17 protein-coding genes and 1 other RNA gene are annotated in these 18,980 nt (G+C 65.1%); 11 read left to right on the forward strand and 7 right to left on the reverse strand.

Features of this window, described 5'->3' with window-relative positions:
* Position 1: 1 nt before the first annotated feature.
* The 3 genes from rbbA to IAE39_RS08320 all read right to left on the reverse strand — a co-directional run bounded on the left by rbbA (position 2) and on the right by IAE39_RS08320 (position 4,425).
* On the reverse strand, positions 2-2,722 hold the full coding sequence (gene rbbA / locus IAE39_RS08310) for a ribosome-associated ATPase/putative transporter RbbA (protein ID WP_201201148.1): 2,721 nt from the start codon (positions 2,720-2,722) through the stop codon (positions 2-4).
* The gene (locus tag IAE39_RS08315; RefSeq protein ID WP_201201149.1) at positions 2,719-3,678 is read right to left on the reverse strand and encodes an HlyD family secretion protein; all 960 of its coding nucleotides are present in this window, start codon (positions 3,676-3,678) and stop codon (positions 2,719-2,721) included. Before IAE39_RS08315 ends, rbbA begins: the two co-directional genes overlap by 4 nt.
* 297 nt (positions 3,679-3,975) lie before the next feature.
* Positions 3,976-4,425: an EVE domain-containing protein gene (locus IAE39_RS08320; protein WP_201201152.1), complete on the reverse strand. Its 450-nt coding sequence runs from the start codon at positions 4,423-4,425 to the stop codon at positions 3,976-3,978.
* A gap of 179 nt (positions 4,426-4,604) precedes the next feature.
* On the opposite strand from IAE39_RS08320, the gene IAE39_RS08325 reads away from it, so the two are divergent.
* Entirely contained in the window at positions 4,605-4,757 is a 153-nt protein-coding gene (locus IAE39_RS08325; RefSeq protein ID WP_201201154.1) for a hypothetical protein, read from the forward strand.
* A gap of 18 nt (positions 4,758-4,775) precedes the next feature.
* Here the strand turns inward: IAE39_RS08325 and IAE39_RS08330 are convergent, their stop codons facing one another.
* The 4 genes from IAE39_RS08330 to IAE39_RS08345 all read right to left on the reverse strand — a co-directional run bounded on the left by IAE39_RS08330 (position 4,776) and on the right by IAE39_RS08345 (position 6,163).
* Positions 4,776-5,384 (reverse strand): 5-formyltetrahydrofolate cyclo-ligase, encoded by a 609-nt coding sequence (locus tag IAE39_RS08330; RefSeq protein ID WP_201201156.1) that lies wholly within the window; start codon positions 5,382-5,384, stop codon positions 4,776-4,778.
* An 82-nt stretch (positions 5,385-5,466) separates the two neighbouring features.
* A non-coding RNA gene (gene ssrS / locus IAE39_RS08335) (6S RNA) lies at positions 5,467-5,646 on the reverse strand.
* Between the two features lie 17 nt (positions 5,647-5,663).
* The gene (locus IAE39_RS08340) at positions 5,664-5,984 is read right to left on the reverse strand and encodes a cell division protein ZapA (protein WP_201201159.1); all 321 of its coding nucleotides are present in this window, start codon (positions 5,982-5,984) and stop codon (positions 5,664-5,666) included.
* Positions 5,981-6,163 (reverse strand): TIGR02449 family protein, encoded by a 183-nt coding sequence (locus IAE39_RS08345; protein WP_201201241.1) that lies wholly within the window; start codon positions 6,161-6,163, stop codon positions 5,981-5,983. The genes IAE39_RS08340 and IAE39_RS08345 overlap by 4 nt, the downstream gene beginning before the upstream one ends.
* 181 nt (positions 6,164-6,344) lie before the next feature.
* Between IAE39_RS08345 and IAE39_RS08350 the strand changes: the two genes are divergently transcribed.
* The 10 genes from IAE39_RS08350 (at position 6,345) to gcvP (ending at position 18,874) form a co-directional block, all read left to right on the forward strand.
* Positions 6,345-6,899, forward strand: a complete 555-nt coding sequence (locus IAE39_RS08350) for a YecA/YgfB family protein (RefSeq protein ID WP_201201161.1) — start codon at positions 6,345-6,347, stop codon at positions 6,897-6,899.
* 21 nt (positions 6,900-6,920) lie between these two features.
* Positions 6,921-8,255: a Xaa-Pro aminopeptidase gene (gene pepP / locus IAE39_RS08355; protein ID WP_201201162.1), complete on the forward strand. Its 1,335-nt coding sequence runs from the start codon at positions 6,921-6,923 to the stop codon at positions 8,253-8,255.
* Positions 8,252-9,451, forward strand: coding sequence for a 2-octaprenyl-6-methoxyphenyl hydroxylase (ubiH, locus tag IAE39_RS08360; protein ID WP_201201163.1), 1,200 nt, complete (start codon positions 8,252-8,254; stop codon positions 9,449-9,451). Before pepP ends, ubiH begins: the two co-directional genes overlap by 4 nt.
* Entirely contained in the window at positions 9,448-9,930 is a 483-nt protein-coding gene (locus IAE39_RS08365) for a DUF4442 domain-containing protein (protein ID WP_201201164.1), read from the forward strand. Before ubiH ends, IAE39_RS08365 begins: the two co-directional genes overlap by 4 nt.
* 9 nt (positions 9,931-9,939) lie before the next feature.
* Positions 9,940-11,157, forward strand: coding sequence for a 2-octaprenyl-3-methyl-6-methoxy-1,4-benzoquinol hydroxylase (locus tag IAE39_RS08370; protein ID WP_201201165.1), 1,218 nt, complete (start codon positions 9,940-9,942; stop codon positions 11,155-11,157).
* Between the two features lie 223 nt (positions 11,158-11,380).
* Entirely contained in the window at positions 11,381-12,382 is a 1,002-nt protein-coding gene (locus IAE39_RS08375; protein WP_201201166.1) for an extracellular solute-binding protein, read from the forward strand.
* A gap of 160 nt (positions 12,383-12,542) precedes the next feature.
* On the forward strand, positions 12,543-14,165 hold the full coding sequence (locus IAE39_RS08380; RefSeq protein WP_201201168.1) for an ABC transporter permease: 1,623 nt from the start codon (positions 12,543-12,545) through the stop codon (positions 14,163-14,165).
* A 124-nt stretch (positions 14,166-14,289) separates the two neighbouring features.
* Complete coding sequence (gene gcvT / locus IAE39_RS08385; RefSeq protein ID WP_201201169.1) at positions 14,290-15,372, forward strand: glycine cleavage system aminomethyltransferase GcvT; 1,083 nt, start codon at positions 14,290-14,292, stop codon at positions 15,370-15,372.
* Positions 15,373-15,423: 51 nt separating this feature from the next.
* Positions 15,424-15,807: a glycine cleavage system protein GcvH gene (gcvH, locus tag IAE39_RS08390; protein WP_201201170.1), complete on the forward strand. Its 384-nt coding sequence runs from the start codon at positions 15,424-15,426 to the stop codon at positions 15,805-15,807.
* A 193-nt stretch (positions 15,808-16,000) separates the two neighbouring features.
* Positions 16,001-18,874 (forward strand): aminomethyl-transferring glycine dehydrogenase, encoded by a 2,874-nt coding sequence (gene gcvP, locus IAE39_RS08395; protein WP_201201172.1) that lies wholly within the window; start codon positions 16,001-16,003, stop codon positions 18,872-18,874.
* Positions 18,875-18,980: the final 106 nt, after the last annotated feature.

Genomic DNA, 18,980 nt, shown 5'->3' on the forward strand with positions numbered 1-18,980 from the left:
GTCAGGGCTCCTGCTTTTTCAGCATGGCCAGGCTCAGGCCGGTGAACGCAGCAAAGAAGCCCAGCAGGGTCAGGCACTGCGGCCACAATTCGCGCAGGCCCAGCGCCTTGGTGAAAGTGCCGACCGCAATATCGAGGAAGTAGCCCGCGGGGAACAGCTGGCCCATCAGGGCTGCCGCGCCATCCAGTGACGAGCGGGGCACGATCAGCCCGGAGAACTGGATGGTCGGCAGGCTGGTGATGATCATGGTACCCAGAATGGCCGCGATCTGAGTGCGGGTGAACGCCGAAATCAGCAGGCCCAGGCTGGTGGTTGCCAGAAGATAGGCCACACCGCCACAGGCCAGGGCCAGCACACTGCCCTTGAGCGGCACGGCGAACAGCCAACGGTTCATTGCCACCAGCAGCGCCAGGTTGACCAGGCTCACGGCCAGGTAGGGCATCTGCTTGCCCAGCAGGAATTCCAGGCGGGTGAGGGGGGTAGCGTAAAAGTTGGTAATGGAGCCGAGCTCTTTCTCGCGAACGATGCCCAGCGCCGTGAGCATGGCCGGGATGAAGGCCAGGATCAGCGCCATCACCCCCGGGCCAATGGCGTTCACGCTGACCACGTCCTGGTTGTAGCGGAAGCGTGTTTCCACGCGCACCAGGTCTTGGCGCGCCTGCGGTTGCGGGCTGGCCTTGGCCAGTTGCTCAAGGTTGGCCTGGTGCACGGCCTCCACATAGTTGCGGGTGGTTTCGGCGCGGAACGGCATGCCGCCGTCAAGCCAGGCAGCCACCACCGGCTGGCGCCCGGCGTACAGGTCGCGGCCAAACCCGGGTGGAATCTCCAGCGCCAGTTTGATTTCCGAGCGTTGCAGGCGCTGGTGCAGCTCGCGGCTGTCGCGGATGGGCGCCTGTTCGGCGAAATAGCGTGAGCCGCGGAACGCTTCGAGGTAGGTGCGGCTTTGCGGGCTCTGGTCCTGGTCGTACACGGCAAAGGCGAGGTTTTCTACGTCCAGCGAAATGCCGTAGCCGAAAATCACCATCATGAACAGCGCCCCCAGCAGGGCAAAGGCCAGGCGCACCTTGTCACGCAGCAGCTCCTTGCCCTCGCGGCTGGCCACCGCCAGCAGGCGGCGCAGGCTGAAGCCCTTGCGCAGCGGCGGCGTGGCGCTGGCTGCCTGTTCCAGCATGCGGGTATCGGTGGCTTGCGGCGCCAGTTCCTGGGCGTGCTCCAGGCAACGCACGAACGCGTCTTCGAGGGTGTCGCCCTGGTACTGGCGCTGCAGGGCATCTGGTGTATCGCAGGCCAGCACGCGCCCGGCGTGCATCAGCGAGATGCGGTCGCAGCGCTGGGCTTCGTTCATGAAGTGGGTGGAAAGGAAAATGGTCACGCCCTGCTCGCGGGACAGTTCCACCAGCAAGCGCCAGAAGTCGTCACGGGCGGCAGGGTCGACGCCCGAGGTCGGCTCGTCGAGGATCAGCACTTCCGGGCGGTGCAGCACCGCCACCGCCAGTGACAGGCGCTGACGCAGGCCAAGGGGCAGGGCGCCGGAGGGCTGATCGGCGATCGCGGCGAGGTCGAAGCGCTCGATCAACTCGTCGATGCGCTGGGCACTTTCGGCTTTGGGCAGGTCGAACAGGCGGGCGTGCAAGGCCAGGTTCTGCCGGGTACTGAGTTCGCCATACAGCGAAAAACTCTGTGACATGAAGCCGACCCGCTTGCGTGTGGCCAGGTCGCTGGCATCCACCGGGCGCCCCAGCAGGCTGGCGATGCCCTCGCTGGCCGGCATCAGGCCAGTGAGCACCTTCATGGTGGTGGTCTTGCCGCAACCGTTGGAACCGAGGAAACCGAAAATTTCCCCCCGGCCGATGGCGAAACTGACATTGTTCACCGCGGTGAAGTCGCCAAAGCGCAGGGTCAGGTCGTGCGCCTCAATGGCGACCGGGCCGTCCGTGGCCGGGCGTGGCGGAATGGCCAGGGGTTGAGGTTGCGTTTTGCCCGCGCCCTGGTAGTGGGTGAAGGCGTCGTCCAGCTTGCCACTGGCGGTGACGGCCGCCAGCTCATGGCTGGGGCCTGCAGCCAGCAGGCGGCCGCCATCGAGCATCAGGCAATGCTCGAACTGTTCGGCCTCTTCCATGTAGGCGGTGGCCACCAGCAGGGTCAACTGCGGGCGCTGCACGCGCACGTGCTCGACCAGCTCCCAGAAGCGCCGCCGCGACAGCGGGTCGACCCCCGTGGTGGGCTCATCGAGGATCAGCAGGTCAGGCTCGTGGATCAGCGCGCAACACAGGCCCAGTTTCTGCTTCATGCCGCCCGACAGCTTGCCCGCCGGGCGCTCGGCAAAGCGCTGCAGGTCGGTGGCCAGCAGCAGGTTGGCCATGCGCTGTTCGCACTCGCGCCGGCCCAGGCCGAACAGGGTGGCGAAAAAGCGGATGTTCTCGCTGATCGACAGTTCCGGGTAAAGGTTGTTGCCCAGCCCTTGCGGCATGAACGCCACTTTCGGGTACAGCGCAGCGCGATGGCGGCGCTGCCGGATCGAGCCGCCCAGCACCTGCAGCTCGCCCTGTTGCAGGCGTTTTACCCCGGCAATCAGCCCCAGCAGGGTCGACTTGCCCGCACCGTCCGGGCCGATCAGTGCGCAGCGGGTGCCCGCTGGCAGGCTGAAGCCCAGCGTGTGCAGGGCCGCCAGGTCGCCATAGCGGTGGCTGATGCCCTCGGCCAGCAGTGCCGGGGCGTTCATTGCAGGTTGGCCGGCCAGTCCACCTCAGCCGTGCGCACGTAGCCGGCACCGGGCATGCCCGGCTTGGCCTGCGGCACGGCGCCGGGGTCGCTCAGGCGCAGTTTCACCCGGAACACCAGTTTCTGCCGTTCGTCGCGGGTTTCCACCTGTTTCGGGGTGAACTGGGCCTTGGCTGCGACAAACGCCACCTTGGCCGGCAGGGCGCGGTCGGGCAGGGCGTCGAGCACGATGCGCGCCTGGTCGCCCACGGTCAGCCGGCCACTGGTGGAGGCCGGCAGGTACAGGTTCATGTACTGGTCGCCGGGGTCGATCAGCATCAGCACGCGGCCGCCGGCGCCCAGCACTTCGCCGGGCTCGGCCAGGCGCAGCTGGATGATGCCGTCGATTGGTGCGCGCAGGCTGCTGTCGTCGATTTCACTGGTGAGCTGGGCCACCTGGGCTTCGGCAGCGCCGATGGCGGCCTTGATCGCTGCCAGTTGGGCACGGGCGGCGACCACGGCGGCGTTGGCCGTGTCGAAACGCGCCTGCTGTTGGTCGAGCAACTGTTGGCTGGCATATTTGCGCTGGAAGATTTCGCGTACGCGCTTGAGTTCCTGGCTGGCCAGCAGCAATTCGCTCTGGCGCAGCTGCACACTGGCCTGGGCGGCGGCGTAGTTCTGCTGGGCGCGCAGCACTTCGGCCTCGGCCTGGTTGCGCTGGGCTTCCATGGTGCGGGTGTCGATGCGTGCCAGCAACTGGCCGCGGGCGACCTTGTCGCCTTCATCGACCAGCACTTCGGCCAGGCGGCCGGGGACCTTGCTGGCGATCTGCACTTCGGTGGCTTCGAGCCGGCCGTTGCCCATGCTCAGGCCTTCGGGCAGCTGGTCGTGGAGCGACTTCCAGTACCCCAGCCCACCGGCTGCAGCCAGCAGCAGGAGCAAAGCGGTGGCGAAGATTCTGGGGGCGTATCGGTTCATCGTTTCGCATCCTTGCGGTCATGCACACTGCATCATGGCCTGCGGCCATGCGCGGCGTGTTGATATCAATCAAAGGCCTCTCACTTCCTTGTAGGAGCGGCTTCAGCCGCGAAGCATGCGACGCGGCGTATGGCACCGGCGTTGCCGGTGTTCGCGGCTAAAGCCGCTCCTACAGGGGGCCGCGTGAGCCCGAAGGCTGTGGGGTCCATGTAGGAGCGGGTTTACCCGCGAAGCAGCCGACGCGGTACAGGGATTGGGGCCAAGTTCCAAAAGCAAACTCAGACCTTAGCCGCAGTTTCAGCGCAACGCGACAATCACCGCCCATTGCTCGGGCGTAACCGGCATCACCGACAGGCGGCTGCCTTTCTGTACCAGCGGCAGGTCGGCCAAGCCCGCCTGCTGCTTCAGCCAGCCCAGTTCCAGCACCCGCGGCAAGGTTTGCACATGGGCCACATCCACCGCACTCCACGGGTTCTTCTCGGCTGTGGCCTTGGCATCGTAATAGTGGCTCTGCGGGTCCAGCGCGGTCGGGTCGGGGTAGGCCGCGCGGGTGATCCGGGCAATGCCGGCAATGCCCGGCTGCGGGCAGCTGGAGTGGTAGAAGAAGAACTCGTCACCCACACTCATGGCGCGCAGGAAATTGCGCGCCTGATAGTTGCGCACGCCGTCCCAGCGCGCCTCGCCCAGGCGGCCGAGGGCTTCGATGGAGAGCTCGTCGGGCTCGGATTTCATCAGCCAGTAGGCCATGCATGCTGCTCCTGAAAAGGTTTGAAATAACCTGTTGCACGAAACCGACAGCCGGTTGGCGTCAAGGTTTGCTTGCAGACGCAGGTTGTCGGAAAATGCGCCCCGTTTAACGCGCGATGCTCCGGCGGTACCCAGAAAGTCGCCGAGCACTGAACAGTTTGCCTGGGGGGCAATCTTCGATGAATCAACGTAAAAAGCCGGATCTGCTGTGGATCCTGGTGTTCATTTTTGGCCTGGGTGTGGTCACTACCGGTTATGCGCAAGGGTTCTGGGAGCGCAAGCTGGACAACGCCTATCAGATGCCGGTCGAGGCCAGCCAGCCACAACGTTGATGCCCCCGCTGGCGCCGCTCAACGCGGCGCCAGGTACCAGTCACGGTCCGAGACCGTGCCCTGCAGCGGTACATCCCAACTGGCCTGGGCCAGCCGCTCGACCTTCTGGCACTCATGCGCCAGCCCCAGCAGCAACGGTTTTTTCCAGGTTTGCCGACGCGCCTGGTAGGCCAGGCTGCGGTCATAGAAGCCTCCGCCCATTCCCAGGCGGCCACCCACTTCGTCAAAACCGACCAATGGCAGCAAGATCAGGTCCAGCGCCCAGATCGGCCGTTGGCGCTTGCGCTCGGTCACCGGCTCGGGAATGCGGAAGCGGTTGGGCCTGAGCTTTTCACCCTGCTCGAAACGCTGGAACACCATGCGCGTGCGCGGCCAGGCATGCAGCACTGGCAGGTAGGTGCGTTTACCGCGGCGCTGGGCTTCGCGCATCAACAGGCAAGGGTCGATTTCGCCGTCATTGGGCAAGTACAGGGCAATGTGCCGGGCGCGGCGGAACAACGGATGCTGCGCCAGCTGGCGGTACAGGCCAAGGGTGGCCTGGCGTTGCTGGGCAGGGGTAAGGGCGCGGCGGGCATTGCGAAGCAAGCGGCGAAGCTGAGGGCGGGTTAGCGGTGCAGTGTCGGTCATGGCACGGGCATCCCGGAAGTAGTGGCCGCATTGAAGGGCGGCCAAAACGAAAATGCCCGCCACAGGGGCGGGCAAGAAATTCAGGCTCCCCGATAAGACCGCTATCGGTGTAGCCCTTGAACCCGAAAGTTCAAGGTGGAGATTGCAGGGGGCGTTAAGGCTTTCCGTCGGGCGGACATGCACACCGGCCCCAGCGTGCAACCCCCGTGGTTGTGCGTATCGGCTCAGGGACATAACCGACTGGCGCATCCCCCAGGGAGTGGCGCCAGTATACCAATCTCAGCCGATTTTGGTATCCGTGTCGTCGGACAAAGCCTTGTCTACCCGATCCAGCAGGTCGCGCACCTGTTCACGGTTGGTGCTGCTGACCGGCGCATCGCTGCGTTCTTCCTGGCGATGGAGCATTTCGTGGGTAATGTTCAACGCGGCCATGACTGCAATGCGGTCGGCGCCGATCACCTTGCCGCTGCTGCGGATCTCGCGCATCTTGCTGTCCAGGTAGCGCGCGGCGCTGACCAGGTTGTTGCGCTCTTCCGGCGGGCAGATGATCGAGTATTCCTTGTCGAGAATCTGCACGGTGACGCTATTGCTTGAACTCATGAGTCTTGCTCCAGAGCCTTGAGGCGTATGATCATCGACTCGACCTTGCGCTTGGCGATCTCGTTTTTTTCGATGAGGTGGGCGCGCTCTTCGCGCCAGGACTTTTCCTGAGCTACTAGGAGTGCATTTTGCCGTTTTAGTTGCTCGACGCGGTCGATCAGCAACTCGAAACGGCTCATCAGTGCCTGCAGGTCGTTCTCTTGCGTGGGTTGCACTCGATTCGCTCCGTCGTTCAGTCACCTGGCGATGATGCCTCTCCCTGGGCGGCGACGGCCAGTGCCGATGGTCTTGGCGCGCCTGCCGGTGCTAGGATACAAGGTCTCCATTCTAGTCATTGCGCCGTCTGGCGCCTAGCTGCCCATGCCCAATACCCAATCGCCCTACATCGCTTTCGCCATGCTGCTTTCGAGCAATGGCCACCCTGTCACCCCGGCCGAACTGCACGGCCTGCTGATCGGCCGCAGCTGCGCCGGTGCCGGTTTTGACGCCGATGCCTGGCTGGCCGACGCCGCCCAACTGCTGGAAACCGAGCCCGGTGACACCGTGCGCAACGCCCTGATTGGCCTGCAGGAAATGGTCAAGGGTGAACTCACCAGCGACGACATGGCCATTGTCCTGCTGCTGCCTTCCGACGACGCTGCACTGACCGACCGCGCCACCGCGCTGGGCCAGTGGTGCCAGGGCTTCATCACCGGTTTCGGCCTGAACGCCGGCGGCAAGGACTTGTCCGACGAGGCCAAGGAAGTGCTGCAGGACCTGGTGGCCATTTCCCAGGTGCAGGAAGCCCTTGAAGAGTCCGAGGACGGCGAGAGCGACTACATGGAAGTCATGGAATACCTGCGCGTGGCGCCACTGCTGTTGTTCTCCGAGCTGGCCAAGCCGGCTGCGCCCGCGCCCAAGCCATCGCTGCACTGATCAACCAGGGGTAGTCTGCCCATGAGCCACATTCCCAAGGCCGAGTATGCCCGGCGGCGCAAGGCGCTGATGGCGCAGATGGTCCCCAACAGCATCGCCATCCTGCCCGCCGCTGCGGTTGCCATCCGCAACCGCGACGTCGAGCACGTGTACCGCCAGGACAGCGACTTTCAGTACCTCAGCGGCTTCCCCGAGCCGGAGGCGGTGATTGCCCTGATTCCCGGGCGCGAGCATGGCGAGTACGTGCTGTTCTGCCGTGAACGCAACCCCGAACGCGAGCTGTGGGACGGCCTGCGTGCCGGGCAAGAAGGCGCGGTGCGCGATTTTGGCGCCGACGATGCCTTCCCCATCACCGATATCGACGAGATCCTGCCGGGCCTGATCGAAGGCCGCGAGCGGGTGTACAGCGCCATGGGCAGCAACCCCGAGTTCGACCGCCGGCTGATGGACTGGATCAACGTCATCCGCTCCAAGGCCCGGCTGGGCGCCCAGCCGCCGAACGAATTCGTTGCGCTGGATCACCTGCTGCACGACATGCGCCTGTATAAATCGGCAGCGGAAGTGAAGGTGATGCGCGCGGCGGCGGATATTTCGGCGCGGGCCCATGTACGGGCCATGCAGGCCTGCCGGGCCGGGCTGCACGAGTACAGCCTGGAAGCCGAGCTGGACTACGAATTCCGCAAGGGCGGGGCGAAGATGCCGGCCTACGGCTCGATCGTCGCGGCCGGTCGCAATGGCTGCATCCTGCATTACCAGCAGAACGATGCACCGCTCAAGGATGGCGACCTGGTGCTGATCGACGCGGGCTGCGAAATCGATTGCTACGCCAGTGACATCACCCGCACCTTCCCGGTCAGCGGGCGATTTTCGCCCGAGCAGAAGGCCATCTACGAGTTGGTGCTCAAGGCGCAGGCGGCGGCGTTTGCCGAAATCGCCCCTGGCAAGCACTGGAACCACGCCCACGAGGCGACCCTGCGGGTGATTACCGCGGGCCTGGTGGACCTGGGCCTGCTGCAAGGCGATGTGCAGGCGCTGATCGACAGCGAGGCCTATCGCGCCTTCTACATGCACCGTGCCGGCCACTGGCTGGGCATGGATGTGCATGATGTAGGCGATTACAAGGTGGGCGGCGAGTGGCGGGTGCTGGAACCCGGCATGGCGCTGACCGTCGAACCGGGTATCTACATTGGCGCCGACAACCAGGCCGTGGCCAAGAAGTGGCGCGGCATCGGGGTAAGGATCGAGGACGACGTGGTAGTGACCAGGCAAGGTTGTGAAATCCTGACTTCGGGCGTGCCACGCACGGTCGCCGAGATCGAGGCGCTGATGCAGGCCGCCCGCAAGGACGCCGCATGAACCGGGTAAACCTGGCGATCATCGGCGGTGGCCTGGTCGGTGCAAGCCTGGCCTTGGCCCTGCAGGCCGGGGCCAAGGCGCGAGGCTGGAAGATCCTGCTGATCGAGCCGTTCGCCCCCGGCGACAGCTTCCAGCCCAGCTACGATGCGCGCTCATCGGCGTTGTCGTTCGGCACCCAGCAGATCTACCAGCACCTGGGCCTGTGGCAGGCCATTGGCCGCCGCGCCGAGCCGATCCGGCAGATTCACGTGTCCGACCGTGGCCGCTTTGGCGCCACCCGCCTGGATGCCATGGAAGAAGGCGTGCCGGCACTGGGCTACGTGGTGGAGAACGCCTGGCTCGGTCAGTGCCTGTGGCAAGGGCTGGACAGCGAAGTGGTGAGCTGGCGCTGCCCGGCGGAAGTCACCTCGATGCAGGCCATCGAAGGTGGCTACCAGTTGCGCCTGAACGACGACACCCAGCTGGTGTGCGACCTGGCGGTACTGGCCGACGGTGGCCGCTCCGGCCTGCGCGAGCAGCTGGGCATCCATGTGCGCCACACGCCTTACCAGCAGAGTGCGTTGATCGCCAACATCACCCCGGGCGAGGCCCACGGTGGCCAGGCTTTCGAGCGCTTCACCGAAGAAGGCCCGATGGCCCTGCTGCCGTTGCCGGATAACCGCTGTGCACTGGTGTGGACCCGGCAGGGCATGGACGCACGGCGCCTGGCCGACATCGATGAGCGCAGCTTCCTGCGCGAGTTGCAGGGCGTGTTCGGCTACCGCCTCGGCGCGCTGCGCCAGGTGGGCGCACGGCACCTCTACCCGCTGTCGCTGATCGAGGCCCAAGAGCAGGTGCGGCCGCACCTGGTGGTACTGGGCAACGCTGCACACAGCCTGCACCCCATCGCCGGCCAGGGTTTCAACCTGTCGTTGCGTGACGTGCAAGCCCTGGCCGAGGCGCTGCTGGCCGGCCCGCAGCAGCCTGGCGACCTGGCCACCTTGTTGGCCTATCACCAGCGTCAGCGCCTGGACCAGGCGATGACCATCGGCTTCTCCGACCAGGTTACCCGCCTGTTCGGCAGCAACCAGCCGTTGCTGGCTGCCGGGCGCAACCTCGGCCTGCTCGGGCTCGACCTGCTGCCACCGGCAAAAAGCTGGTTCGCCCGCCAGGCCATGGGCCTGGGCACCCGCCCCGATCCGCGGGGCCAGGCATGAGCAACCCGCGTAAACTGGCGCGCCGGGCGCGCATGCTGCGCTGGCTGCTGAACCTCTACCCACCGTACCTGGGTGCGGGTATTCGCGTGCAGCACATCAGCCCGGACCTGCGCAGCGTCAAGGTAGCGATGAAGCTGACGCGCTGGAACCGCAACTACGTCGGTACCCAGTTCGGTGGCAGCCTGTATGCCATGACCGACCCGTTCTACATGCTGCTGCTGATCGAGCAGCTGGGGCGCGACTACATCGTCTGGGACAAGGCCGCCAGCATCGATTTCATCTCGCCGGGCAAAGGCCCGGTGTATGCCGAATTCCACGTCGATGACGCGCTGCTGGACGATATTCGCCAGCAGACCGCTACCGGCAAGAAGTGCCTGCCGCGTTTGCAGGTCGATATCCGCGACGGTGCCGGCGAGCTGGTGGCGCGGGTCGATAAAACCCTATACGTGCGGCTCAAGCCGCAAGCGAGGCTGGCGTAAGGCATGGAAATGCGCGCAGATCTGTTGATTGTCGGTGCCGGTATGGTCGGCAGCGCCCTGGCCCTGGCGTTGCGCCACAGTGGCCTGCAAATCCTCTTGCTCGACGGCGGCCCGCTGACGGTCAAACCGTTCGATGCCCAGGCCCCGTTCGAGCCGCGTGTCAGCGCGCTGTCGGCGGCCAGCCAGCGCATCCTTGAGCGCCTTGGCGCCTGGGATGGCATTGCCCAACGGCGTGCCACGCCGTACTCGGACATGCAGGTGTGGGATGGCAGCGGCACCGGCCAGATTCATTTCTCGGCCGCCAGCGTGCATGCCAAGGCGCTTGGCCATATCGTCGAGAACCGGGTGGTGCAGGACGGCCTGCTGGAGCGCCTGCACGACAGCGACATCGGCCTGCTGCCCAATGCCCGGCTGGAGCAGTTGCGCCGCTCTGGCGATGAGTGGCTGCTGACCCTGGCCGATGGCCGGCAATTGCGCGCGCCGCTGGTGATCGCTGCCGATGGCGCCAATTCGGCAGTGCGGCGCCTGGCCGGTTGCGAAACCCGCGAGTGGGATTACCTGCACCATGCCATCGTCACCAGCGTGCGCTGCAGCGCCGGGCACCAGGCCACGGCCTGGCAGCGCTTCACCGATGAAGGGCCCTTGGCGTTCCTGCCGTTGACCCGCGATGGCCAGCAAGACTGGTGCTCGATCGTGTGGTCGACCACCCCGGAGCATGCCGAGCAGCTGATGGCGCTGGACGAAGCGGCCTTCCTGCAGGCCCTGGAGCGGGCCTTCGAGGGGCGCCTGGGCGATGTACTGCAGGCCGACCCGCGGGTGTGCGTACCGCTGCGCCAGCGCCACGCCAAGCGTTATGTGGATGAAGGCCTGGCGCTGATCGGTGATGCGGCGCACACCATTCACCCGCTGGCCGGGCAGGGCGTGAACCTGGGCTTTCTCGATGCCGCGGTGTTGGCCGAGGTGCTGGTCAAGGCCTGCGAGCGTGGCGAACGGCTGGCGGATGTGAAGGTGCTGAGCCGTTACGAGCGGCGGCGCATGCCGCATAACCTGGCATTGATGGCGGCGATGGAAGGGTTTGAGCGGTTGTTCCAGGCCAATCCGTTGCCGTTGCGCTGGCTGCGTAACAGCGGGTTGAAGCTGGTGGAGCAGATGCCTGAGGCCAAGGCGCTGTTTGTGCGCCAGGCGTTAGGGTTGAGCGGCGACCTGCCGGAGCTGGCCAAGGCTTGAGATCGTTGGGGCCGCTTTGCGGCCCATCGCGACACAAGGCCGCTCCTACACCAAGACCCCACATGGTCGGTGGCCTGCGCGGTCCCCTGTAGGAGCGGCCTTGCGTCGCGATGGGCTGCGCAGCAGCCCCCCGCTGCAACATCCGGTAACGGCTAGGTAGATGAGCCAGAAAATGGGATTCACTACCATTTGCACCTCTCAAACGATCCGAGGAGTGCTTTCCATGTTGCCACGCAAGCCCCTACTGGCCGCCCTGGCCCTGACTTTGTTCGGCGGCACCGCCCAGGCGGCGGACGAAGTGGTGGTGTACTCCTCGCGCATCGACGAGCTGATCAAGCCGGTGTTCGATGCCTATACCGCCAAGACCGGGGTCAAGGTCAAGTTCATCACCGACAAGGAAGCCCCGCTGATGCAGCGCATCAAGGCTGAGGGCGACAACGGCGTGGCCGACCTGCTGCTGACTGTGGATGCTGGCAACCTGTGGCAGGCCGAGCAGATGGGCATCCTGCAGCCGATCAAGTCCGACATCATCGACCAGAACATTCCGCCACAGTACCGTGCCTCGTCCCATGACTGGACCGGCCTGAGCCTGCGCGCGCGCACCATCATCTATTCAACCGACAGGGTCAAGCCGGCAGAGCTGAGCACCTACGAGGCCCTGGCCGACAAGCAATGGGAGGGCCGCCTGTGCCTGCGCACGGCGAAGAAGGTGTACAACCAGTCGCTGACCGCCACCCTGATCGAAACCCACGGTGAGGCCAAGACCGAGCAGATCGTCAAAGGCTGGGTCAACAACCTGTCCACCGATGTGTTCTCCGACGATAACGCGGTGATCCAGGCCATCGAGGCTGGCCAGTGCGATGTGGGGGTGGTCAACACTTACTACTACGGCCGCCTGCACAAGCAGAACCCGAACCTGCCGGTGAAGATCTTCTGGCCCAACCAGGGTGACCGTGGCGTGCACGTCAACCTGTCGGGCATCGGCCTGACCAAGCATGCACCGCACCCGGAAGCGGCGAAAAAGCTGGTGGAGTGGATGACCGGCGAAGAAGCGCAGAAGCTGTTTGCCGACATCAACCAGGAATTCCCGGCCAACCCGAAGGTCAAGCCATCGGAGGAAGTAGCCGCGTGGGGCAGCTTCAAGGCCGACACCATTCCCGTGGAAATTGCCGGCAAGCGCCAGGCTGAAGCCATCCGCCTGATGGATCGGGCTGGCTACAACTAAGCGCCAGGCTTTATCCTTTCGGGGCCTGCAAGGGCCTCTTCGCGGGTAAACCCGCTCCCACAGGAATACCTCTGCCCTTAAGGGCGGCACCGAACCTGTGGGAGCGGGTTCACCCGCGAACGACCGCGCAGCGGTCGCCATCGCACTCGAGACTCAAGCCTTGCCCCACACCCCCCAACGCCGCTGGTACCTCCCGGTCGCCCTTATCGCCGCCCTGGTCCTCCTGCCCCTCAGCGTCCTGCTGCTGTCGTGGCAAACCATCGACATGCAGATCTGGTCGCACCTGCTCGACACCCAGATGACCCGCCTGCTCGGCAATACCCTGACCCTGGTGGTCGGCGTGGGCATCGGCGTCACCGTGTTGGGCGTCAGCCTGGCCTGGCTCACCAGCCTCTGCGAGTTCCCCGGCCGGCGCTGGCTGGACTGGGCGCTGATGCTGCCGTTCGCCATCCCGGCCTACGTGCTGGCGTTCGTCTTCGTCGGCCTGCTGGACTTCGCCGGCCCGGTGCAAAGCGCATTGCGCGAGGTGTTCGGGCCGATGCGCCTGCCACGGGTACGCTCCACCGGCGGGGTGATCATCGTGCTGGTGCTGGTGTTCTACCCCTACGTCTACCTGCTGGCACGCACGGCGTTCCTGGCCCAGGGCAAGGGCCTGATGGAAGCCGCGCGGGTACTGGGCCTGTCGCCCTTGCAGGCATTCTGGCGCGTGGCCCTGCCCATGGCGCGGCCGGCGATCGGCGCGGGTATTGCCCTGGCGCTGATGGAAACCCTGGCCGACTTCGGTGCGGTGGCGGTATTCAACTTCGACACCTTCACCACCGCCATCTACAAGACCTGGTACGGCTTCTTCAGCCTGTCCAGCGCGGCCCAGCTGGCGAGCCTGCTATTACTGGCGGTGATGCTGGTGCTGTACGGCGAGCGCCGCGCCCGCGGGGCCAGCCGCAGCGGCAACGAACGGCCACGCGCGCAGGCGCTGTACCACCTGCGTGGGCTCAAGGCGTTGCTGGCCAGTGGCTGGTGCCTGCTGGTGTTCGCCTGCGCCTTCGTCATCCCGCTGCTGCAGCTGCTGGCATGGTTCTGGCAGCGTGGCCGGCATGACCTGGATGAGCGCTACATCGGCCTGGTGCTGCACACCCTGTACCTGGGCGGCATAGCCGCGCTGGTCACGGTGTGCGTGGCGCTGCTGCTGGCGTTTGCCCGGCGGCAGGCACCGACCGGTGGCATTCGCGCCGGCGTCGGCCTGGCCAATCTGGGCTATGCCTTGCCCGGCTCGGTGCTGGCGGTGTCGATCATGCTGGCCTTCAGTTACCTCGACAACAACCTGGTCATCCCGTTGTCCAGTTGGCTGGGTGGGGCCGGCAAACCGTTGCTGTTGGGCAGCTTGTCGGCGTTGCTGCTGGCCTACCTGGTGCGCTTCATCGCCGTGGCTTACGGGCCACTGGAGAGCAGCCTGGAACGCATTCGCCCGTCTCTGCCGGAGGCTTCGCGCAGCCTGGGCGTCGGTGGCGCTAGATTGTTTTTCAAGGTGTATCTGCCGTTGCTTGTGCCCGGCGCCCTGAGCGCCGCTTTGCTGGTATTTGTCGATGTGCTCAAGGAAATGCCAGCCACCTTGCTGATGCGCCCGTTCGGCTGGGACACCCTTGCCGTGCGGGTGTTCGAGATGACCAGCGAAGGCGAGTGGGCGCGTGCCTCGTTGCCGGCATTGACCTTGGTACTGGTTGGCCTGCTGCCGGTTATCGGCCTGATTCGCCGTTCGGCCCGTCGACCCGGTCACAGTCACTGAGGATGCCAGCGTGCCACCTTGCGGCTACAATGCGCGGCATTCGCGCGGCGGGTGTTAAACAAGAAGAGCTGACGACCCACGTCATCGACCGCCGCCGCTTCGCCACGCCCGGAAGGAGAAACCCATGGGACAGCGCACGCTTTTGTATGACCTGCACCTGGCGCTAGGCGCCAAGACGGTCGATTTTGGTGGCTGGGACATGCCTCTGCACTATGGCTCGCAGGTCGAGGAGCACCATCAGGTGCGCAGTGACTGCGGCGTCTTCGATGTTTCCCACATGACTGTAATCGATGTCGATGGTGCTGACGCCATCGCTTGGCTGCAGCATCTGCTGGCCAATGATGTCGCCCGTCTCGAAGGGGTTGGCAAGGCAATGTACAGCCCTCTGTTGAACGAGCATGGCTGCGTCATCGATGATTTGATCGTCTACCGCACGGCCAACGGCTATCGGTTGGTTACCAACGCAGCTACCCGTGCCAAAGTGCTCGATTGGCTTGAGCGCCAGCGCGCCGGTTTTGCCGTCAACTTCACGCCACGGCCCGACCTGGCCATCCTCGCCATCCAGGGGCCACACGCCCGCGAAAAAGTCGCGGCCTTGCTGAGTGCCTCGCGCGCCGCTCTGATTCGTGAATTGCGCCCGTTCGAAGGCGTTGCCGAAGGCGACTGGTTCATTGCCCGCACCGGTTATACCGGTGAGGACGGGCTGGAAATCATCTTCCCGGGTGATCAGGCCGCGGCCTTCTTCAACGACCTGGTCGGCGCCGGCATCGCCCCAAGCGGCCTTGGCGCCCGTGACACCCTGCGCCTGGAAGCCGGCATGAACCTGTACGGCCAGGACATCGACGAAGCCCACACCCCGCTGACTTCCAACCTGGGCTGGAGCATCGCCTGGGAGCCGGCCGAGCGCGACTTCATCGGCCGTGCCGCCCTGCTGGCAGAAATCGAGCACGGCGTGCAGGAAAAACTGGTCGGCCTGGTGCTGGAAGAACGCGGTGTACTGCGCGCCCATCAGGTGGTGCGGGTAGCCGGGATTGGCGAAGGGGAGATCACCAGTGGTAGTTTCTCACCTACGCTGAGCAAGTCCATTGCCTTGGCGCGCGTACCCATGGCCACCGGTGACCGGGCCGAGGTGGAAATTCGCGGCAAGTGGTACCCGGTGCGGGTGGTCAAACCGACCTTCGTGCGCCACGGCAAGATCCTGATCTGAACCATTTATAACCGGCGGGCGTACCGCTGAGCCAATCGAGGAATTCAAGACATGAGCAATATCCCCGCCGACCTGCGTTTTGCTGAAAGCCACGAGTGGGCACGCCTGGAAGCCGACGGCACCGTCACCGTGGGCATCAGCGACCACGCCCAGCAAGCCCTGGGTGACGTGGTGTTCGTCGAGCTGGCCGAGGTCGGCAAGGTGTTCGCCGCTGGCGATGCTGCTGGCGTGGTCGAGTCGGTCAAGGCCGCTTCGGACATCTACGCCCCGGTGGGTGGCGAAGTGATCGCAGTGAACGAAGAGCTGGCTGACAGCCCGGAGCTGCTGAACGAAGAACCTTACGAATCGTGGATCTTCAAGCTGAAGCCAAGCAACCCGGCCGAGCTGGACAAGCTGCTGGATGCTGCTGCCTACAAGGCTGCGATCGGCGAGTAAGACCGCGTCGCCTGCTTCGCGGCTAAAGCCGCTCCCACAGGTACTGCACAGGTATCAGACGCTGTGCAGTACCTGTGGGAGCGGCTTTAGCCGCGAAGAGGCCGGGCCTGCAACCAACTTTCCCCACACAATCGGCAATCCCTTCCTAGACTTGTAGTCTCCATGAGAGCTGTTCCAGGAAGAGAGCGTCGTCATGTCCCAGTCGCCATCCCTGCATCAACTGCAAGAGCTCAACCCGTTCCTGCGTCGCCACCTGGGCCCGGATGCCAGCGAGCAGCAGGCCATGCTCACCGCGCTGGGCGTTGCCAGCCGCACTGAGCTGATCGAGCAGACCGTACCGCCAGACATCCGCCTCAATCGCCCCCTCGACCTGCCCCCGGCACTGGACGAGCAGGCTGCCCTGGCCAAACTGGCCGGTTACGCCGGGCAGAACCAGGTCTGGACCAGCCTGATCGGCATGGGCTACCACGGTACCCTCACCCCCACGGTGATCCTGCGCAACGTGCTGGAAAACCCTGGCTGGTACACCGCCTACACCCCCTACCAACCGGAAATCGCCCAAGGCCGGCTGGAGGCGCTGCTGAACTTCCAGCAGATGGTCATCGACCTCACCGGGCTGGCGCTGGCCAATGCCTCGCTGCTCGATGAAGCCACCGCCGCCGCCGAGGCCATGGCTTTGGCCAAACGGGTGGCGCGCAGCAAGAGCAATGCGTTCTTTGCCGACCAGCACTGCCACCCGCAGACCCTGTCGGTACTCAAGACCCGCGCCGAGGGTTTCGGCTTCGAGCTGATCATCGACGCTGTGGATAACCTTGGCAAACACGCGGTATTCGGTGCTTTGCTGCAATACCCCGATACCCATGGCGAGGTGCGCGACCTGCGCCCGCTGATCGACCAGCTGCACAGCCAGCAGGCCATGGCCTGCGTGGCCGCCGACCTGCTCAGCCTGGTGGTACTCACGCCGCCTGGAGAGTTGGGCGCGGATGTGGTGCTGGGTTCGACCCAGCGTTTTGGCGTGCCGATGGGCTACGGCGGCCCACATGCCGCCTACTTCGCCTGCCGTGACGATTACAAGCGGGCCATGCCCGGGCGCATCATCGGCGTATCACGCGATGCCCGTGGCAACACCGCGTTGCGCATGGCCCTGCAAACCCGTGAGCAGCATATCCGCCGCGAGAAGGCCAACTCCAACATCTGCACGGCTCAGGTGCTGCTGGCCAACATTGCTGGCTTCTACGCCGTCTACCACGGCCCGGAAGGCCTGCAACGCATCGCCCAGCGCGTACACCGGCTGACCTTCATCCTGGCTGCCGGGCTTGAAGCCAAAGGCATCAAGCGCCTCAACCAGCATTTCTTCGACACCCTTACCCTGGATGTCGGCGGTGCCCAGGCGGCCATTATCGAAAGCGCCGAAGCCGCGCAGATCAACCTGCGTATCCTCGGCCGCGGGCACCTTGGCGTGAGCCTGGACGAAACCTGCAACGAACAGACGGTGCTGCGCTTGCTCGACATCTTCCTCGGTGTGGATCACGGCCTGGAGATCGCCGCCCTCGACCAGTTGGCCCTGCCCGAAGGCATCCCCGCCAGCCTGGTGCGGCGTACACCGATCCTCGCCCACCCGGTGTTCAACCTGCACCACAGCGAAACCGAGATGCTGCGCTACCTCAAGCAGCTGGAGAACAAGGACCTGGCGCTGAACCAGTCGATGATCCCACTGGGCTCATGCACCATGAAGCTCAATGCCACCAGCGAGATGATCCCGATCACCTGGCCGGGTTTCGCCCAATTGCACCCGTTTGCCCCGGCGGGGCAGGCCACCGGCTACAAGGCGATGATCGACGAGCTGGGAAGCTGGCTGTGCGCGATTACCGGCTTCGATGCCATCTGCATGCAACCCAACTCCGGCGCCCAGGGCGAATACGCCGGCCTGATGGCAATTACCCGTTACCACCGCAGCCGCCACCAACCGCAGCGCACGTTGTGCCTGATCCCGTCGTCGGCCCACGGAACCAACCCGGCGTCTGCGCAGATGGCCGGCATGGAGGTGGTGATTGTCGATTGCGACAACGACGGCAACGTCGACCTGGCCGACCTCAAGGCCAAGGCCAGCACCGCCGGAGAGCGCCTGTCGTGCCTGATGATCACCTACCCCTCGACCCATGGCGTGTACGAGGAGGGCATTCGCGAAATCTGCGAAGTGGTGCACCAGCACGGCGGCCAGGTGTACATGGACGGCGCCAACCTCAATGCCCAGGTGGGTTTGGCGCGCCCGGCCGACATTGGCGCCGACGTTTCGCACATGAACCTGCACAAGACCTTCTGCATCCCCCACGGCGGCGGTGGCCCGGGCATGGGGCCGATCGGCATCCGCGCGCACCTCAAGCCGTTTGTCGCCAGCCACCCGGTGGTGCCGGTGCCCGGCCTGGACCCGAACAACAGTGCGGTCAGTGCCGCGCCCTGGGGTAGCGCGAGCATCCTGCCGATCAGCTGGATGTACATTGCCATGATGGGCCCGCAGCTGGCCGATGCCAGCGAAGTGGCGATCCTCTCGGCCAATTACCTGGCCAGCCAGCTGGGCGGGGCTTTCCCGGTGCTCTACCGCGGGCGTAACCAGCGTGTGGCGCACGAGTGCATCCTCGACCTGCGGCCACTGAAGGCACTGACCGGCATCAGCGAGGAAGATGTGGCCAAGCGCTTGATGGACTATGGCTTCCATGCGCCGACCATGTCGTTCCCGGTGCCGGGCACGCTGATGGTGGAGCCGACCGAGAGCGAATCGAAGGCCGAGCTGGACCGCTTTGTCGAAGCGATGCTGGCGATTCGTGCAGAGATTGCCCAGGTGCAGGAGGGCAACTGGCCGGCGGAGAACAACCCGCTCAAGCATGCGCCGCATACCTTGGCCGATGTGCTGGGGGTGTGGGACAGGCCGTATAGCCTGGAGCAGGCAGTGGCGCCCAGTGCGCATGTGCGCCAGCACAAGTACTGGCCGGCGGTGAACCGGGTCGACAACGTGTATGGGGACCGCAACCTGTTCTGTGCGTGTGTGCCGGTGGAGGCTTATCGCTGAGATCGGGGGCCGCTTTGCGGCCCTTCGCGACACAAGGTGCTCCTACAAGGGTACGCGATCCCCTGTAGGAGCGGCCTTGTGTCGCGATAGGGGTGCAAAGCACCCC

Origin of the sequence: Pseudomonas sp. S37, assembly GCF_016658545.1 — a bacterium.
In the GTDB taxonomy this organism is placed as follows: domain Bacteria; phylum Pseudomonadota; class Gammaproteobacteria; order Pseudomonadales; family Pseudomonadaceae; genus Aquipseudomonas.

Coding starts and splice junctions, on each gene's coding strand:
- rbbA (WP_201201148.1), bottom strand. CDS start 2,722: ATGAACGCCCCGGCACTGCTGGCCGAGGGCATCAGCCACCGCTATGGC.
- IAE39_RS08315 (WP_201201149.1), bottom strand. CDS start 3,678: ATGAACCGATACGCCCCCAGAATCTTCGCCACCGCTTTGCTCCTGCTG.
- IAE39_RS08320 (WP_201201152.1), bottom strand. CDS start 4,425: ATGGCCTACTGGCTGATGAAATCCGAGCCCGACGAGCTCTCCATCGAA.
- IAE39_RS08325 (WP_201201154.1), top strand. CDS start 4,605: ATGAATCAACGTAAAAAGCCGGATCTGCTGTGGATCCTGGTGTTCATT.
- IAE39_RS08330 (WP_201201156.1), bottom strand. CDS start 5,384: ATGACCGACACTGCACCGCTAACCCGCCCTCAGCTTCGCCGCTTGCTT.
- IAE39_RS08340 (WP_201201159.1), bottom strand. CDS start 5,984: ATGAGTTCAAGCAATAGCGTCACCGTGCAGATTCTCGACAAGGAATAC.
- IAE39_RS08345 (WP_201201241.1), bottom strand. CDS start 6,163: ATGAGCCGTTTCGAGTTGCTGATCGACCGCGTCGAGCAACTAAAACGG.
- IAE39_RS08350 (WP_201201161.1), top strand. CDS start 6,345: ATGCCCAATACCCAATCGCCCTACATCGCTTTCGCCATGCTGCTTTCG.
- pepP (WP_201201162.1), top strand. CDS start 6,921: ATGAGCCACATTCCCAAGGCCGAGTATGCCCGGCGGCGCAAGGCGCTG.
- ubiH (WP_201201163.1), top strand. CDS start 8,252: ATGAACCGGGTAAACCTGGCGATCATCGGCGGTGGCCTGGTCGGTGCA.
- IAE39_RS08365 (WP_201201164.1), top strand. CDS start 9,448: ATGAGCAACCCGCGTAAACTGGCGCGCCGGGCGCGCATGCTGCGCTGG.
- IAE39_RS08370 (WP_201201165.1), top strand. CDS start 9,940: ATGCGCGCAGATCTGTTGATTGTCGGTGCCGGTATGGTCGGCAGCGCC.
- IAE39_RS08375 (WP_201201166.1), top strand. CDS start 11,381: ATGTTGCCACGCAAGCCCCTACTGGCCGCCCTGGCCCTGACTTTGTTC.
- gcvT (WP_201201169.1), top strand. CDS start 14,290: ATGGGACAGCGCACGCTTTTGTATGACCTGCACCTGGCGCTAGGCGCC.
- gcvH (WP_201201170.1), top strand. CDS start 15,424: ATGAGCAATATCCCCGCCGACCTGCGTTTTGCTGAAAGCCACGAGTGG.
- gcvP (WP_201201172.1), top strand. CDS start 16,001: ATGTCCCAGTCGCCATCCCTGCATCAACTGCAAGAGCTCAACCCGTTC.